This is a genomic window from Streptomyces coelicoflavus, assembly GCF_003112555.1.
GTDB classification, from domain to species: domain Bacteria; phylum Actinomycetota; class Actinomycetes; order Streptomycetales; family Streptomycetaceae; genus Streptomyces; species Streptomyces coelicoflavus.
The window spans coordinates 332656-349352 of sequence record NZ_BEWB01000010.1 but is presented as its reverse complement, the minus strand read 5'-3'; the positions used below and the strand labels follow the sequence as shown (position 1 = coordinate 349352).

Here is a 16697-nt window from a genome sequence, read left to right as displayed (position 1 = left end):
ATTCGGCGCACTTGATCAGCCCTGGTGGGAGCCGTTCACTTTCTGTTCCTCAGTGGTCGCAGGACCAGGATGCCTTGGCGGTCGCCGCGTCGGCCTGCGTGCGCAGTGCACGTACCGCCTCTGCCGGGTCGGACGCCCCGTACACCGCGGAACCCGCGACGAAGACGTCGGCGCCGGCATCCGCGCACCGCTCGATCGTGGCCGCCGAGACACCGCCGTCCACCTGGAGCCACAGCTCCAGACCGTGCTTCCTGATCAGCTCACGGGTGCGGCGGATCTTCGGAAGCATGATGTCGAGGAACGCCTGCCCACCGAAGCCGGGTTCAACCGTCATGATCAGCAGCATGTCGAGTTCGGGGAGCAGGTCCTCGTACGGCTCGATCGGCGTCGCGGGCTTGAGCGCCATGGACGCGCGGGCGCCCTTGGCCCGGATCTCCCTGGCCAGCCGCACCGGCGCGGCGGCCGCCTCGGCGTGGAAGGTGACGGAACCGGCGCCCGCCTCCACGTACTGCGGCGCCCAGCGGTCGGGGGCCTCGATCATCAGGTGGCAGTCCAGCGGGGTGTCCGTCGCCCGGGCGAGGGACTCCACCACCGGCACGCCGAGCGTGAGGTTCGGGACGAAGTGGTTGTCCATGACGTCGACGTGGAGCCAGTCGGCTCCCTCGACCGCCTTGGCCTCGTCCGCGAGGCGGGCGAAGTCGGCGGACAGGATGCTGGGGTTGATCTGGGCGGCCATGTTCCCAAGCCTGCCATGCCCTCCGGGGGTGGGCGGGGAGGGGTCCGGGGTGGGCGGGGTTGTTCGTCGGCCGCGGGCCCGGTGGTGGGTTGCTCGCGCAGTTCCCCGCGCCCCTTAACCCGTGCCGCAGACCGGGAGGTTCTGGGGCTTGCGGAGGTGGTCCAGTTCTTTCAGGCGGGTGTGCAGGTGGGTCGGGTCGGCGAAGTGGCGGAGGACCGCCTGGTGGAAGGCGTCGCGGGTGGTGCGGGGCATCGCGTCGGAGGCGTCCCAGCAGCGGGTGCGGCCGGGTTCGCGCAGGATGGTTCCGATCTGCCGCTCCGTGGCGTCCTGCTCGGTGTCCGGCGCGGCCGCCCGGTTGGCCGTGTACTCGGGCAGCGCGGTGTCCGGGTCGGCGAGGTAGCGGATCAGCTGCTCGGCCTCGGGGGTCGGGTTCAGTACCGCCGCCAGGTCGCCGGAGACCTCCCAGGCGCCGGCGTCCGCCCCGGCCGCGGGCACGACCTCGGAGAAGTGGACGTAGTCGCCGCCCTCCTTCCGCCAGTGCCCGGCGCGGAAGGAACCCTGGTGCTCCAGGCGGCCCGCCGCGCAGTCGGCGTCGAACGCGGTGGTCAGCACCTGCTCGACGCGGTCGGCGTCGCCCGCCCCCACCAGGTCGGCCCAGGTGGTCCAGGCCCGGCGCACGGCGTCGTCGGTCCAGGGCAGCCTGCCGTTGGCCCAGTCCTCGTACACCCTCGGGCCGGCCTGCTGGAGCAGGATGTCCTCCACCCAGTCGGTGCCGGGCCAGCCGGAGGTCGCGCCGGACTCCAGGCCGGCGCACCACCGTGCGGGAGGGCCGGCCGAGTCAGCCGTCGGCGCCGGTCCGGCGTACCAGACCATGCTCTTCAGGCCGGTCTTCACGGGCAGCCAGTACGTGTGGGCGCCCTCCCCGGGCACGGTGACCTCGGGGGCCCAGAAGCGGTCGTAGTCCCCGGCGTCGAAAAGGCCGTCCAGCGGGTGGAGCCGGCCGTCGACGGCGTAGGCGAGCAGTTCGCCGGGGCCGGGCAGCACCGCGACGTCGGGCGGGTTGCCGGCCGCGATGTCGGCGGCCAGCACCTGGCTGAGCGCGGAGCTGCCCTGGTAGACGACGTCGATCCGGTACTTCTCCTCGAACGGCTCGATGACGTGCTCCTCGAACTGCTCGCGCTCCGTGCCGCTCCAGTTGGCGAGCAGGGTGACGGAGCCCTCCCAGCCGCGCGCCCAGCGCACCGTGGCGTAGACGCCGGCGCCGAGCAGGGCCAGGCAGAGGCAGAGGATGCCGAGGGTGCGGGCGCCCGGGCGGCTCATCGCTGGCTCCGGAACCGGTACTCGGCGATCCGCGGCCACAGTCCCCACAGCGCCAGCGCCGCCACCACGGCTCCTCCCAGTGGTATCAGGTCGGACAACGAGGCCCAGAACCCGGCGTCCGCGAGCGCGCCCCGCACCTCGCCGGCCCCCTCGGGGACGGCGTCCGGGACGGCCGGCGGCACCTGTACCCCGGCGACGGAGTCCGTCATCGCGCGGTGCGCCGACAGGGTCTGCCAGGCCAGCACCGGCACGCCGACGGCGCACACCGCGGTGGCGGCCAGCAACCGCAGCTGCACGGGCCGCCGGAAGCGGTGCCGCAGGAAGCGCTGGGACTCCAGCAGCGCCCCGCACAGGGCCGCGTACAGCACCGCGACCGTGCACCAGCCGAGCCACAGCTGCCAGGGGAAGGCGGCCTGCCGCCGGGCCTCGGCCAGCTGTTCGCCGCGCAGGGCGTCCAGGCGGCTCATGATGTCGCCCTCGGTCCCGGCCTCGGCCTCCACGCCGAGGACCTTCTCGGCGTAGTGGAGGAAGGCGGCGCGCAGCGGTGACCCCTCCGGCTCGCGGCCCCGGCGCTCCACCCAGCCCGAGTAGACGGCTATCAGCCCGGTGACGGTCTGGACGTCGTGGCGGCCCGTCAGGCCGGTGACGTTCTCCGAGGCGGCCAGGGCCAGGCTCTGCTGGGCCACCGAGATCTGGGTGAGGAACTCGCCGCTGGTGTCGCCCTCGGCGCCGGTCTCGCGGACCACGGCGTTCGCCTGGCGCAGCGCGCTGCGCGCGGTGTCGACGGCGCGGATGCCGGGCGTGCTCGCGGTGGACAGGGGAACGGTGTCGTCGTGCACGCCCCGGTAGGCGAAGAGCAGCGCGAGGGTGGTCGCGGTCGCCAGGACCAGCAGCAGCCTGAGCCTGCGGATCAGGTCCCGGCGGGTGGTGCTCACGGCCGTGCCTCGAAGGGGTGGCCGCAGGACGGGCAGAACCGGGCGGCCGCCGGAGCACCGGCCTCGCAGACCGGGCAGCGCACGGTGGCACCCCCTCGCGGCACGGCGCCCGCCGCCCCGGAACCGGTGCCGGAGGCGGGGCCGTACGTGCTGTGGCTGAACGCGGTGATCAGATGCTGGAAGTCGATGGCCTTCACGTCGGGGAGCAGGACGACCCGACCGCTCTCGGCGTCCTCGATCCGCACCAGCCGGGCCAGCCGGGCCAGCTGCTCCTCGACGCCCATGGCGTGGGCGAGCCGGGCGGCTCGGCCCAGCTGGTGCTCGGCCAGGTCGAGCTGTCCGCGGCGGTGGGCGTCTGCGGCCGCGGCGACCGCCTCGCCGAGCCGCTGGTGCTGCTCGAAGTGCTCGACCTGGGCGTCGGTGTGCCCGGACAGAGCCGGGTCGTCGGTCCAGTGGACCAGGCAGGGCAGCGGCGGAGGCAGCCGGACCACGTCGTCGCCGGGCACGTCGACGGCGACCACGGCGAGCTGGAGGTCCTCCCGGTACGGGCGGCCGGAGGGGTCGGCGGTCAGGCACAGCTGGTAGCGGCGCGTCTCGTCGCCCCAGGCGCGGGTGACGAAGCGGCCGGTGCCGTCCTCGGCGTTCAGCTCCACCTCGGTGGGGAAGACCTGCTTGAGGTAGCGCACGGTGCTTCCGGGCATCGGGGTCACGGAGATCACCAGCTCGGGGACGGTCTTGGTGAGCAGCCGGTTCATCAGCTGCTCGTACTCCGCCGGCAGGGCCGCCTCCTCGCGCACCGAGGACGCGCTGCCGTGCAGCCGGCGGGTGATGCGCAGCAGTTCCCGGCCGTCCCAGCCGTCCCCGATCCCCCACGCGTCGCAGACGAACCGGCCCGCGCACTCCTCCAGGACCCGGGCCAGCGGCATGTGCTCGTCGTGCTGGTTCTTGCCGTCGGTGAGGAGCAGGACGTGGCCGATCGGCGCGTCCTGTTCCGCCAGCAGCCGCCGGCTCAGGTCCAGCCAGGCGCCGATGCAGGTGCCGCCGCCCGCGACCGTCTCGCGCACGGCCCGTTCCGCCCGGGCCCGGGTGCGGGCGGAGGCACGGGCCATGCGCGGCGTGTCCGGGTACACCACGGCTGCCTGCTCGCTGCCCCGGACCACCGCGAACGGGGTGCCGTCGGGCAGCTTGCGGATCGCCGCGACCGCCGCCTCCTGGGCCGCGTGCAGCTTCTCCACCGGCCAGGTCATCGAGCTGGAGCAGTCCACCGCCAGCACCTGCGCCAGCAGCGGGCCGCCCGGGCCGCCGCCCCCGGTGCCGTCCACGCTCACGCTGAGGATCGCGTGCATCCGCGGGTCGCCCGCCTCACGGGACAGGTACTTCCACTGGTCGACCTCCAGCCCGGCGATCACCCGCCCGGCCGCCTCGCCCGCCCCTCGCGTTCCTGTCTCCACGGTGTCCGTGCCCCCTCGCCCACGTCGTCGCCCGTCCCACCCACGTCTGCGCCCGTCCCGCCCACGTCTGCGCCCGCGTTCGTCCCCGTCTCCCTCCGCTGCTTCCTTCTCCGGCTCCCTCCGCCGCTTTCGTCCCCGGTTCCCTCCGCCGCTTTCGTCCCCGGTTCCCTCCGCCGCTTTCGTCCCGGCTCCCTCCCCGAGGCCGTCGCCGTCCCGCCCCGTCGCGTCCTCACGCCGTACGCCGCCACCCCCGCGCCAGCTCGCGCAGCCCGGCCGGGGCCGGGAGGACGGCGTACGCGGTGTCCAGCAGGTCGCCGCGCTCGCCGGCGCTGCCCGCCTGGTCGGCGAGGTCCCGGAGCGACCCGGACAGCAGCCTGCGCAGCGCGTCCTCGCTGTCCTCGGGGCCGAACAGCTCTCCGGCGGGGAAGCCGCTGCCCCAGCCTTCGGGCGGGCGGCAGGCCAGCGCGTGTTCGCGCAGTTCGGTCGCCAGCCGGTCCCAGGACCCGCTGCCGTCCAGGTGCAGCTCCGCCAGCCGTTCGGCGGCCTCGCGCAGCTCGGTGACGAGCGGCCCGGTCCCTCCGGGCAGCCGGGCGGCCAGGATCCGCACCGCCGCGACACGTGCGGCGTCGTAGTGCCGGGAGGTGGTCGGCACCCCGTCCAGTACGCCGACGGCCCGGCGCCGGCCCGCGCGGCGCAGCCGGACCCGGGCCAGCCCGAAGGCGGCGCTGCCCTGGGTGGGGTCACGCCGCAGGACCGCCTCGTAGAACTCCTCGGCCTGCGCCGCACGGGCCCCCGCCCGTGCGGCCGCCTGCGCGTCCGCCTGCGCCTCCACCGGGCGGGCTTCCCGCAGGCCCGGCTCCCGTACGCCGGCCTCCCGGAGCCGCTCGGCCAGGTACTCGGCGCAGTACCCGAGCGCCAGCTTGGGCGCCACCTCGCCGGGCAGCGCCTCGTACGTGGCCGCGAACTCGCCCTCCGCCCCGTCCACCGCACCGCGGGTGAGATGGACCAGTCCCCGGTGCCAGAAGATCCGCCAGTCGTAGTCGTCGCTCCACCCCTTGGCCCACGCCACCCACTCCTCGGCCCGCGCCGCGTTCCCGGCGTCCAGGTAGGCGCGGCACAGCCACAGCGCCGTCTCCACGGTGCGCAGCGCCGGGTCGCCCTGGGCGCGTTCGGCGATGCGGTCGGGGGTGTCCGCGGCGAGCCCGCCGAGCAGTACGGCCGCCGGGTCCGAAGCGTCGGGCAGGGGGACCGGCAGCGCGCGGGCCACCGTCCGCGGCTCGGGGACCCCGGCCGGCAGCTCCGGTGCCTCACCGCCCGGGCGCCGCGTCCACCACTCGAGCGCCGGGACCGTGCCCAGCGCGGCGCCGAAGACCGCCGCGGTCGGTTCGAAGCGGGTGGAGCGCTCGGGGTACGGCTCCCGCCCGCCGAGCGCCTGGTCCTCGCGCAGCACCTCCCACAGCTGGCGGGACATCTCGGCCGCGGAACGGAACCGGGCGGCGGGGTCGTGGTGGGTGGCCCGCCGGATCAGCGCGTCGAACGAGCGGGCGGCCAGTCCGGCGGGCCGGGTGGCCCGCTCGGCGAGCACTTTCAGGGTCCGGCCGACGGTGTACAGGTCGCTGTCGACGTCGAGCCCGCGCAGGTCGCGTTCGCGCTTCGGCGGGGAGTAGCCGTGGGTGTGGACGAGCCCGGAGGAGCGGTCGTCGATCCGTCGGATGGCGCCCAGGTCTATGACCTTGATCTCGCGCCCGTAGTGGATGACGTTCTCGGGCTTCATGTCGCAGTAGAGCAGGCCCCGGTCGTGCAGGTACTCCAGGGCACCGAGGATCTTGCACCCGTACGTGATGACGTGCCCGAACTCGAGGCCGCCGGCACCGAACAGCCGCGCCAGGTCCTCCTCGGGGGCGAACCGGATCCAGGCGAGGGAGCGGCCGCCGACGTACTCCATCACGATGTAGCCGGTCGGCTCGGCGTCGCCGGGCGCCCGGTGCTGGACGTGGGTGACGATGCGGACGATGTCGCGGTGGTGGAGGGTGGTGAGCGAGCGGCGCTCCTCGACCGCCGCCCGGCGGGCCACGGCGTCGCCGGTGTTGATCAGCCCCTTGAGGACGACGTGCAGGCCGGGCACGCGGGTGTCCTCGGCCAGGTAGACCCAGCCGTGACCGCCGACCGCGAGGTAGCCGAGCACCTGGTAGTGCCCGCCCACCCGGTCGCCGGGGCGCAGCTTGGGCCGGAACGAGTACTCCGTACCGCACTGCGGGCAGAATCCGTGGTCGGGCGCGGGACTGCCGTCGTAGGAGACCCCGATGGTGCCGGCGCAGTTGGCGACACCGCAGCGCCGGCCACCGGTCGGGGGCCGGGCGACGGTGTCGGCGGCCTCGGAGGGGTCCGGGGAGGGCAGGGCCGGCAGGACGAGGAGCCCGTCACGGTCCAGCTCGCCGACGGCCGGGGCGGCAGGGTTCTGCGGGGGTTCGGCCGGTGCGGCGGAGCCGTCCGGGGCGGGGGCGGCGGGCCGCGCCGAGGAGGGGTCGGGGGCGAGGGGGCGGCGGAAGCAGGTGTCGCAGAAGCCGGTGACCATGATGTGGCCGCCCTGGCAGTCGGGTCTGACACAGGCTCTTCCGCTCATCCCGGCAGCCCCCCGTGCGGTCGCGGGCCGGTCGGTGGAGTTCTCGCCGTCATCGCGCGTCCCTCCCGCCGTGCTCCTCGACGCGCCGGGTGTAGGCGTCCACCGCCGCCTCCGCCGCGCGCACGTCGCACGGTCTGGTCCGAAGCAGGGCGTGGGCCCGCAGGTAGAGGTCGTCCACCGCCGGGTCCTCCTCGCCCTCCAGGGAGTGCTGGTGCAGGACGTGATAGCCGCGCAGCCGCCCGGCGAGTTCGTCACGCCGGTCGCGAAGCCGGTCGAGCTCCGCGACGCCCGCCCTCAGCCGGCCGGCCACCCGGTCGGCCAGCAACTCGTAACGGTCGAGGTCGGGAGTGTGCCCGGGGACACGACCGGGGGCACGGGCTGGCTTCCGGCGGTCCTCGCCCGGGTCGTCGTCGCGGTCATGCTGCCGGTCCCGGTCGCGGTCGCGGGCCTGCCACCGGTCCTGGTCGAGACCGACGTCCTGGTCACGCCGCCGGTCTTGGTCGGGGCCGTGGTCGTGGTCGTGGTGCCAGTCTTGGTCCCGGTCATGCCGCCGGTCTTTGTCCCGGTCGCCGCCCCAATCGCGGTCGCGGTGCCAGTCCGGGTCCCGGTCCCGGTCCCTGTCCCTGTCCCTGTCCCTGTCATGGTGCCGGTCGCCGTCTGGCTCGTCGTCGCGTTCCCGGTCGTCGTCCGTGCGCAGCAGGGCGGCCAGGGCGGCGTGCGCGGCCACCAGTTCCGAGTCGAGCGGGCGCACGCCGTGCGGGACCACGGCCGCCAGGCGTTCGTGCAGGTCTTCGGCGAGCGGCCCGGTGATGTCCCGCAGCCGCTCGACGAGCCGGGCGCGACGCTCCCGCGCGGGCCGGGCGAGCAGTCGCTCACGGGCCCGGCGGTGGCAGTCGCCGGCCGTGCGGAAGACCAGCAGCAGGCGGCTGCCTCCGGCGCGCAGCACGTCCAGCAGGTCCAGCAGGGACGGCGGGTCGGCCGCCTCGTCGACGCCGACGACGACCAGGTTGAGGGATGTCTTGGAGGCGCGGATACGGTCGAGCGGGGGATCCTCCGGGTGCTGCCACAGGCCGATGCGTTCGGCGATCCGCTCGGCGATCTCGGCGGCCGTCAGCCCGCTCGCGTCCACGGCGAGGTCGTGGCCACCCGCCGACGGAACGGTGCCGGGCGGGTCGAGCGACGCGCGGTCGATCGAGACCGCGGTGCGCAGTTCCCGGTCGGCGAGGGTGATGGCGCGGCTCAACGTGGCCGCACGCGCGGCGTCGCCGGGTTCGACGACACTGATCTTCACCTGGCTGCCGTCGTCGCGCAGCCAGGCGGCGAGGCGCTGGGCGAACGGCTCGTCGAGCAGGTTCCGGGAGGCGCCGTCGGCGGTGGGGAGCAGCCGCTCGTCGACGGCCGTGGGGCCCAGGATGTGCGGCTTGAGCCGGGGCAGGTGACGGGCGATGGTCTCGGCGGGACTCATGAAGGAGAACCGGTTCCCGTGCTGGTCCAGCTGCCCGCTGAGCACCATGCCGATGACCTCGCCGGTCCGGCTGTCGGCGACGCCCGCGCCGCTGCATCCGGGGCTGGCCAGTTCACCGGGGCTGACCGGGCTCAGCTGCACCTGCCCGTCGCGCCCGCAGCCGCCCACGACGGTGGAGCGGAACCAGATGCCGCCGTTGTAGGCGTAGGGGAAGCCGTACATGCGCACTTCGCGGCCGGGTGCCGACAACCGGTGCAGCCGTACCGTTTCCTCCGCAGGCCGGGGCCGCTCCAGCCGGAGCAGCGCCACGTCCCCGCTGGGGTCGCCGTCGGCGTCCCGCGTTTCCGGCACGTACGCGGTGCCGTCCACCCGGGCGCGCACCGCGGGCACGCTGTGGTCGGCCGCGCCGACGAACTCCGCCATGAGCCGGTCCGCCGCGCGGTCCACGACGTGCGCGCAGGTGAGTACCTGGTCCGGGGTCAGCAGAATGCCGGCCCCCGCGATCTCCCCGTCCGCTCCCCTGATCCGCACCGCCCAGCTCGGTGTCTTCATGGGCGAGGCGGCCGGATCTCCCCCGCCAGCAGCCATATGCGAACTATACGGGCGCCTGCTCCTGTCGCATACTGCTGCGGCAAGAGTGAACAAACTCTGTACGGAGGCGAGTTGACGAACGAACCGGGTTTCGTGGGGCTGGCCGAGGTGATCGGCCGGATCCGGGGCGAACTGGAGGAGGCCCGCGCCGATGCGGAGGGCCGGGACCTCGGTTTCGCCGTGGAGAACGTGAGCCTGACCTTCACCGTGCAGGTCCACCGGACCGGCAGCGGCCGGGGAGGCCTCCGGATCGGCGTGGTGACGGCCGAACTGGGCGGGTCCGTCGACCACCAGACCACCCACCAGGTCCAAGTGGACCTGAAACCGGAGCTGGCGGGCGGGGAGCGGGTGAAGGTGAACAGGCGCTAGGCGTGTTGACGCGCGCAGCCGGTCCGGGGAACGGATCCGGTCCGGGGCGCGGAGCCGGTCACGAGGTGCGGCGCACGAGCGCCAGGTACATGGCGTCCGTGCCGTGCAGGTGCGGCCAGAGCTGGACGTCGGGTCCCTCGCCGAGGCCGGGAACGCCGGGCAGCAGCGGCCGGGCGTCGAGCAGCTCGGTGCCGGGGTGCTGCTTGAGGACGTCCGCGACGACGGCGCGGGTCTCGGCGAGGTGGGGCGAGCAGGTCGCGTAGGCGACGACGCCGCCGACCCGTACGGCCTCCAGGGCACCCCGCAGCAGCCCGCGCTGGAGCGGGGCGAAGCCCTCCAGGTCCTCGGGGCGGCGCCGCCAGCGCGCCTCGGGACGACGCCGCAGGGCACCCAGGCCGGTGCACGGCACGTCGACCAGGACGCGGTCGAAGCTCCCCGGCCGCCACGCGGGACGGGTCCCGTCGGCGGCGATGACCTGGTACGGGCCGGGATTGCCGTCCAGCGCCCTGGCCACGAGCCCGGCGCGGTGCGGCTGCTTCTCGGAGGCGAGCAGGAAGGCGCCGCGTTCGGCGGCGAGCGCACCGAGGAGCGCGGCCTTGCCGCCCGGGCCCGCGCAGCCGTCCAGCCAGCGCCGGTCCGGTCCGTCCAGCGGCGCGTTGGCGAGGGCCAGGGCGACCAGCTGGCTGCCCTCGTCCTGCACCCCGGCGCGGCCCTCCCGCACGGCCTCGACGGCCCCGGGCTCACCGCCCTCGCTCAGCCGCACGGCGTACGGCGACCAGCGCCCCGGTACGGCGGCCTCCTCACCGAGCAGCTCCTCGGGGGTGGCCCGGCCCGGCCGCGCGACGAGCGTGACCTCGGGGCGTTCGTTGTCGGCGGCCAGCAGCTCCTCGATGCCGGCCCGGCCGCCGCCCAGCGAGTCCCACAGCGCGGAGACGACCCAGCGCGGGTGCGAGTGCACGACGGCCAGGTGGTCCTCGGGGTCCTCGTCGTAGGGCGGGGCGACCCGCTCCAGCCACCCGTCGAGGTCGTCCCGGGCCACCTTGCGCAGCACGGCGTTGACGAACTTGGCCCGCCCGTCCCCGAGCACGACCCGCGCCAGCTCCACGGAGGCGGAGACGGCGGCGTGGCTCGGGATACGCGTCCCGAGCAGCTGGTGCACACCCAGGCTGAGCACGTCGAGCACCGGCGGGTCGACCTCGCGCAGCGGCCGGTCCACGCAGTCCGCGATGATCGCGTCGTACGTCCCCTGCCGGCGCAGCGTCCCGTAGACCAGCTCGGTGGCGAGGGCGGCGTCCCGGGCGTCGAACTTCTCGGGGCCCTCCTTCTCCCGTGCCTTGCGCAGCAGCGGCGGCAGGACGAGGTTGGCGTACGCGTCGCGCTCGTCCACGGCCCTGAGCGCCTCGAAGGCGAGGAGGCGGACGGGGTCCTTCTGGGGCCTGCGGTACGGCTTGCGGGGACGGCGGGGCTGTTCGCTCACGAAAAAGGTGCTCCGGGTGTGGGGTGAAGTGCGCTCACCAGCGTACGCCGGGCCGGTGAACGGAAAACGGTGAGGCGGAGGCCGGGAGGCTGGGAGGTCGGGAGGCCGGGAGCCGCTCGGGCCCGGGTCAGCCGCCGAGCAGCTCGCCCTCGGTGATCCGCGCGCCGCGCGCCCAGTCCGCGGCCCGCATCGGCTTCTTGCCCTGGGCCTGCACCCACAGCAGCTCGACGGCGTGCGAGCCGGTGCCGACGTACACGTTGTTCTTCCCGGCGGCGAGCTGCCCCGGGGCGAGGTCCGTGCGGTCGGGCAGCGGCACGGCCTGTACGAGCTTGAGCCGCTCGCCCCGGAAGGTGGTCCAGGCGCCGGGGGCCGGGGTGCAGCCGCGCACCACCCGGTCGACGCGCAGCGCGGGGGCGGTCCAGTCGACGCGGGCGTCCTCGACGGTGATCTTCGGCGCGAGGGTGACGCCCTCGGCCGGCTGCGGTACGGCCTTCAGGCTGCCGTCCTCGATACCGTCCATGGTGGCCGCGAGCAGCCCGGCGCCGGCGAAGGCCAGCCGGGTCAGCAGGTCGCCGCTGGTGTCGGTGGGGCGGACGGTCTCGGTGACCGTCCCGTACACGGGGCCGGAGTCCAGGCCCTCCTCGATCAGGAAGGTGGACGCGCCGGTGATCTCGTCGCCCGCCATCAGCGAGTGCTGTACGGGGGCTGCGCCGCGCCAGGCGGGCAGCAGCGAGAAGTGCAGGTTGACCCAGCCGCGGGCGGGCACGTCCAGGGCGACGCGGGGCAGCAGGGCGCCGTAGGCGACGACGGGGCAGCAGTCGGGCGCGATCTCCCGCAGCCGCTCCAGGAACGCGGGGTCGCGCGGCTTCGCGGGCTTGAGCACCTCGATGCCCGCCTCCTCGGCCCGCTCGGCCACGGGCGAGGCGACCAGCCGGCGCCCCCGCCCGGCCGGAGCGTCGGGCCGCGTGACGACGGCGGCCACCTCGTGACGCCCGGAGGCGATCAGGGCGTCCAGGGCGGGAACGGCGACCTCGGGGGTGCCGGCGAAGACGAGCTTCATGGGTGGGACGGGCCTCTCGGGCGGGGGCGGTTGCGGGCGACGCACCAGTCTACGAGCCGTCAACCGACGGAAAGCCGCCGACGGCCCAGTACCCCCGCGGGAGAGCTCGGCTTCTCGTCCGACTGGAAACGAGTGGTGCGCGGGCGGGAGACCTCCCGGGGCCGAAGGCCGAGGGGGCGCACGAAGAATCCCCCACGCCCCCACCCCGTGACCAACCCCGCACCCGCACGTTGGTCAAGGAAGAGTTGACACACCGGGCCGCCCGCGCGGCCCGACCCCTTTCAACGCCGGTTCGAGAGGCTTGTTCATGGCCGACCACGCAACCCACGACGCCCAGGCTCGGGCCAGCCTGCACTTGCTGGTGCGGGACATCGAGCGGGTCCGCCGGCAGGTGGACGCACTGCGCACCCTCACCGCCCAGTTGGGCAACGTCTACCGCCCGCGCCGCTCCGGCCCCTCCACGGGCTTCGTCGTCTACGGGCGCGCCCCCGCCCCGACCGTCCGCCTCGCCCAGGAGCTGCGGGACAGTGTCGAGACCCTGGTCACGGCCGCCGTGGACTTCGACCGTTCGCTCGGCTTCTCGTGGGACGCGGTGGGCTCCGCGCTCGGCGTGACCAAGCAGGCGGTGCACCGGCGCTACGGCTCCCGGCGCGCCGCGGCCCAGACGGCGGCGCCCGCGGCCGAGGCCGGCGAGCACGCACCGGAGCCGACGGGCACCCGCCCGGTCAACGTGGGCTCGGGGCTCCCTGCGGTGCCCACGGTCCCGGCGGCCCGGTCCATGCCGACCCAGCCGACCTCGGGCAGCCCGTCCCTGCGCGACGAGGTCCGCCCGACCGCCTTCCCCGGCCCGCGCAACGGCTGACCCACGACGCGGCCCACGCCGGCCGACGCACAACGGTCGCCCCGTCATCCCGGCGCATCTCCGGGAAGGCGGGGCGTCGGCATGTGCGCCGCTCACCCGATGTCGGGCGGATCGATGCGCACCCACACCGCCGTGTCGCTCCCGCGTGCCGTCCGCGTCGCCTGGGCGGCCTTCAGCGCACCGGCCAGCGCCGCCCCGCGCCCCGGCGGCACCCGGACCAGTGCCCGCTCCCAGTGCTCCCCGGGCGGCGGCGCGCCCACCCGCCGCGGCCGCCCCGCCGCCGTGACCGGCAGGGGCACGGGGCCGAGCACCTCCGCCTCCGGCGGCAGTTCGACCGCGTCGAGGAAACCGCCGACCGCCTCCGGCGGCCCCGCCACGGCCGCCATCCGCGACACCGGGGGGAAGCCCAGCTCCGCCCGTTCGGCGAGCTCACGCAGCGCGTGTCCGACCGGGTCCCAGCGCACCAGCGCCTGCACCGGCCGCAGCGTCGGCTCGGCGACCGCGACGACGGTGCCCCCGGCGCTCTGCGGACGTACCAGGGCGGCGGCGGCCAGCCAGCGCCGCAGCGCGTCCTCGCCGGACCGCAGGTCGGGCCTGCCGAGCATGGCCCAGCCGTCGAGCAGCAGCGCCGCCGCGTAGCCGCCCTCGGCGACCGGTTCGGCCCCCGGAGTACTCACGATCAGCGCGGGGGCCCCGGACACGGTGTCCAGCACGTGCTCGCGTCCGGAGGTGCGCACGGGCACGGCCGGGAAGGCCCGCCCCAGCTCCTCCGCGGTGCGCCGGGCGCCCACGACCTGCGCACGCAGCCGGAAGGCGCCGCACTCCGGGCAGTGCCAGGCGCCCTCCTCGCGCCCGCACCAGCCGCACCGCAGGGCGGAGGCGGACTCCTGCCCCTCCAGCGGCCCCGAGCAGTGCCGGCACCGCGCGGGCGTCCGGCACGCCGCGCAGGCCATCCGGGGCACGTAACCCCGTCGGGGCACCTGCACGAGCACCGGTCCGTGCCGCAGCCCTTCCCTGACGGCCTGCCAGGCGAGGGTGGGCAGGCGCGCGGCACGGGCGGCCTCGTCCCGGGCCAGGTCCTGGTCCCCCACGGTCCGCACCAGCGGGGCGGCGCCCCTTACCTGCTCGCGGGTGGCGACCAGGGGCCGGGCCCAGCCGGTCTCCACGAGCTGGGCGGCGTCCACGGTGCAGCTCCAGCCGCCCAGCAGGAAGGCGCAGCGGTCCTGGGCCGCGCGCAGCAGCAGTACCTCGCGCGCGTGCGGCTGCGGCGCGTGCGGCTCGCTGTGACTGTCGTCGCCGTCGTCCCACAGGGCGACCAGACCGAGGTCGCGCACCGGCGCGAACATGGCGCCCCTGGTCCCGACCACGGCCCGTACGGCGCCCCGGCGCACCGCCAGCCACTGTGCGTACCGCTTCTCGGGACCGGCGTCGGCCGTGAGCACCGCGTGCCGTCCCTCGCCCAGGAGCGCGGTGAGCGCGGCGTCGGCGCGGGCGACCGCCCGCCCGTCCGGCAGGACGACGAGGGCGCCCCGGCCGGAGGCCAGCGTGGCCGCCACGGCCCGCGCGAGCTCCTCGGCCCAGTGCGGACCGGGCAACGCGTTCCACACCGCCCGCGGTGCTCCCCCGGAGGCCAGGGCGGCCACGAACGCCGCCCCCTGCTCGTACCGCGCCCACGAGCCCGGCTCGGGCACCGGCGGGGCGGGCAGCGGCTGCGGCGACTCCCGCTTCTCGGCGCGGGCGTTGCGCGGGGGGACGGCAAGCTGGAGGACGTCCGCGACGCTGCCCGCGTACCGGTCTGCGACCGACCGGACCAGGCCGAGCAGCTCCTCGTCGAGGATCCGCTCGGGTGAGACGACCTGGGCCAGTGCCGCCAGGGGTCCCGCGTAGTCGGACTCGGCGAGCCGCTCGACGAGGAAGCCGTCGATGAGCCCGCCGCCCTCGCGCCGCCCGTCCCGCACCCGGTGGCGTCCGGCCCCGAAGCGCACCCGCACCCGCACACCGGGCTGGGCCTCGGCGTCCAGCTCCTCGGGCACGGCGTAGTCGAAGTACCGGTCGAGGTGGAGCACGCCCTTGTCGACGAGGACCCGGGCGACCGGCAGCTCCTTGGCGAGCGCGGCCCCACGCCAGGTGCGCGGCTTGGCGCGGGGTGTCTGCGTCCTGCGCACCGTCTCCCGGATGAGCGCGAGCTGCTCGGGCGGCGCGTCCTGCGCGCCGCCCTGCTCCGGTCCGTTCTCGCTGCTCACGCCTGCATTCTCGCAAAGACCACTGACAACACCGCCGGGACCGGCTCCATGTGACGAGGCCCGGCGCCCCCTCCGGGGGCACCGGGCCTCAGCTGTCACAAGGGGCGACGGGGCCCCGGATCCTTACAGGCCGGCGGCCTCGCGCAGCGCGTCGACGCGGTCGGTGCGCTCCCAGGTGAAGTCCGGCAGCTCACGGCCGAAGTGGCCGTAGGCGGCGGTCTGGGCGTAGATCGGGCGGAGCAGGTCGAGGTCGCGGATGATGGCGGCCGGACGCAGGTCGAAGACCTCGTCGATCGCCTTCTCGATCTTCTCCGGCTCGACCTTGGCGGTGCCGAAGGTCTCCACGAACAGGCCGACCGGCTCGGCCTTGCCGATGGCGTAGGCGACCTGGACCTCGCAGCGGGCGGCGAGGCCCGCGGCCACGACGTTCTTGGCGACCCAGCGCATCGCGTAGGCCGCGGAGCGGTCCACCTTCGACGGGTCCTTGCCGGAGAAGGCGCCACCGCCGTGGCGGGCCATGCCGCCGTAGGTGTCGATGATGATCTTGCGGCCGGTCAGACCGGCGTCGCCCATCGGGCCGCCGATCTCGAAGCGGCCGGTCGGGTTGACCAGGAGACGGTAGTTCTCCGTGTCGATCTTGATGCCGTCCTCGAGGAGCGCCTTCAGCTCCGGCTCGACGACGAACTCCTTGATGTCCGGGGCCAGCAGCGACTCGAGGTCGATGTCGCTCGCGTGCTGCGAGGAGACGACGACGGTGTCCAGCCGGACCGCCTTGTCGCCGTCGTACTCGATGGTGACCTGGGTCTTGCCGTCCGGACGCAGGTAGGGGATGGTGCCGTTCTTGCGGACCTCGGACAGGCGCTTGGACAGGCGGTGCGCCAGGAAGACCGGCAGCGGCATCAGCGTGGGCGTCTCGTCGGAGGCGTAGCCGAACATCAGGCCCTGGTCGCCGGCGCCCTGGCGGTCCAGCTCGTCCTCGTCGCCCTCCACGCGGTTCTCGTACGCGGTGTCGACACCCTGCGCGATGTCCGGGGACTGGGCGCCGATGGAGACCGAGACGCCGCAGGAGGCTCCGTCGAAGCCCTTCTTGGAGGAGTCGTAGCCGATGTCCAGGATCTTGCCGCGGACGAGGTTGGCGATGTCCGCGTAGGCCTTGGTGGTGACCTCTCCGGCCACGTGCACCAGACCGGTGGTGATCAAGGTTTCGACGGCGACCCTGGAGGTCGGGTCCTCACGCAGAAGCGCGTCGAGAATCGTGTCGCTGATCTGGTCAGCGATCTTGTCGGGGTGACCTTCGGTCACGGACTCCGAGGTGAACAGGCGACGGGACACAACGCTCCCTGGGGTTGCAGCGGCTGCTGGCTGATCATTGGTGGACGGCACGGGGAGCTGCACCCGGCGACGTCCGAGAACAGTTTATCGGTCGCACTCTGCCGCGGGCCCACCTGTCTCAGCTCTCGGGAGGGCTGTGACCTGCGGCACGCGCATTCTGCCCAGAAGAAAGCGCCCTTGGCCAGGGGCGCCACGCTCGAATGCGCCTTCTTCTGCGTCGTCTTCGCTGCTCC

At 74.9% G+C, this 16697-nt stretch carries 12 protein-coding genes; 2 read left to right on the top strand and 10 right to left on the bottom strand.

From position 1 onward, the window contains the following. Positions 1-49: 49 nt before the first annotated feature. From rpe to Sco07f_RS25435, 6 genes are all read right to left on the bottom strand, one after another. Positions 50-736, bottom strand: coding sequence for a ribulose-phosphate 3-epimerase (gene rpe, locus Sco07f_RS25465; protein ID WP_007447451.1), 687 nt, complete (start codon positions 734-736; stop codon positions 50-52). 114 nt (positions 737-850) lie between these two features. Beyond that, positions 851-2056, bottom strand: coding sequence for an ABC transporter substrate-binding protein (locus Sco07f_RS25460; protein ID WP_108989288.1), 1206 nt, complete (start codon positions 2054-2056; stop codon positions 851-853). Next, positions 2053-2991: a GlnX family signal transduction membrane protein gene (locus Sco07f_RS25455; protein WP_108989287.1), complete on the bottom strand. Its 939-nt coding sequence runs from the start codon at positions 2989-2991 to the stop codon at positions 2053-2055. Before Sco07f_RS25455 ends, Sco07f_RS25460 begins: the two co-directional genes overlap by 4 nt. Next, the gene (locus tag Sco07f_RS25450) at positions 2988-4442 is read right to left on the bottom strand and encodes a vWA domain-containing protein (protein WP_108989286.1); all 1455 of its coding nucleotides are present in this window, start codon (positions 4440-4442) and stop codon (positions 2988-2990) included. Before Sco07f_RS25450 ends, Sco07f_RS25455 begins: the two co-directional genes overlap by 4 nt. A 229-nt stretch (positions 4443-4671) precedes the next feature. Beyond that, positions 4672-7065: a tetratricopeptide repeat protein gene (locus Sco07f_RS25445; RefSeq protein ID WP_167468221.1), complete on the bottom strand. Its 2394-nt coding sequence runs from the start codon at positions 7063-7065 to the stop codon at positions 4672-4674. Between the two features lie 49 nt (positions 7066-7114). After that, positions 7115-9118 carry a S1 family peptidase gene (locus tag Sco07f_RS25435; protein ID WP_244942145.1) on the bottom strand — a complete coding sequence of 668 codons (2004 nt, stop codon included), beginning with the start codon at positions 9116-9118 and terminating at the stop codon, positions 7115-7117. 75 nt (positions 9119-9193) lie between these two features. Here Sco07f_RS25435 and Sco07f_RS25430 point away from each other — a divergent pair, with 75 nt between their 5' ends. Continuing rightward, positions 9194-9490 carry a trypco2 family protein gene (locus Sco07f_RS25430; protein ID WP_174855406.1) on the top strand — a complete coding sequence of 99 codons (297 nt, stop codon included), beginning with the start codon at positions 9194-9196 and terminating at the stop codon, positions 9488-9490. Positions 9491-9548: 58 nt separating this feature from the next. On the opposite strand, the gene Sco07f_RS25425 is transcribed toward Sco07f_RS25430, so the two are convergent. Beyond that, positions 9549-10967, bottom strand: a complete 1419-nt coding sequence (locus tag Sco07f_RS25425; protein WP_108989283.1) for an RsmB/NOP family class I SAM-dependent RNA methyltransferase — start codon at positions 10965-10967, stop codon at positions 9549-9551. Between the two features lie 127 nt (positions 10968-11094). Continuing rightward, complete coding sequence (gene fmt / locus Sco07f_RS25420; protein WP_054101812.1) at positions 11095-12027, bottom strand: methionyl-tRNA formyltransferase; 933 nt, start codon at positions 12025-12027, stop codon at positions 11095-11097. 307 nt (positions 12028-12334) lie between these two features. On the opposite strand from fmt, the gene Sco07f_RS25415 reads away from it, so the two are divergent. Next, a complete protein-coding gene (locus Sco07f_RS25415; protein ID WP_087791978.1) occupies positions 12335-12889 on the top strand; it encodes a hypothetical protein in 555 nt (184 codons plus the stop codon). A gap of 92 nt (positions 12890-12981) precedes the next feature. Here the strand turns inward: Sco07f_RS25415 and Sco07f_RS25410 are convergent, their stop codons facing one another. Next, positions 12982-15132: a primosomal protein N' gene (locus Sco07f_RS25410; protein WP_108989282.1), complete on the bottom strand. Its 2151-nt coding sequence runs from the start codon at positions 15130-15132 to the stop codon at positions 12982-12984. A gap of 123 nt (positions 15133-15255) precedes the next feature. Then, on the bottom strand, positions 15256-16464 hold the full coding sequence (gene metK / locus Sco07f_RS25405) for a methionine adenosyltransferase (protein ID WP_007447418.1): 1209 nt from the start codon (positions 16462-16464) through the stop codon (positions 15256-15258). Positions 16465-16697 lie beyond the last annotated feature (233 nt).

Coding starts and splice junctions, on each gene's coding strand:
- rpe (WP_007447451.1), bottom strand. CDS start 736: ATGGCCGCCCAGATCAACCCCAGCATCCTGTCCGCCGACTTCGCCCGC.
- Sco07f_RS25460 (WP_108989288.1), bottom strand. CDS start 2,056: ATGAGCCGCCCGGGCGCCCGCACCCTCGGCATCCTCTGCCTCTGCCTG.
- Sco07f_RS25445 (WP_167468221.1), bottom strand. CDS start 7,065: ATGAGCGGAAGAGCCTGTGTCAGACCCGACTGCCAGGGCGGCCACATC.
- Sco07f_RS25435 (WP_244942145.1), bottom strand. CDS start 9,118: ATGGCTGCTGGCGGGGGAGATCCGGCCGCCTCGCCCATGAAGACACCG.
- fmt (WP_054101812.1), bottom strand. CDS start 12,027: ATGAAGCTCGTCTTCGCCGGCACCCCCGAGGTCGCCGTTCCCGCCCTG.
- Sco07f_RS25415 (WP_087791978.1), top strand. CDS start 12,335: ATGGCCGACCACGCAACCCACGACGCCCAGGCTCGGGCCAGCCTGCAC.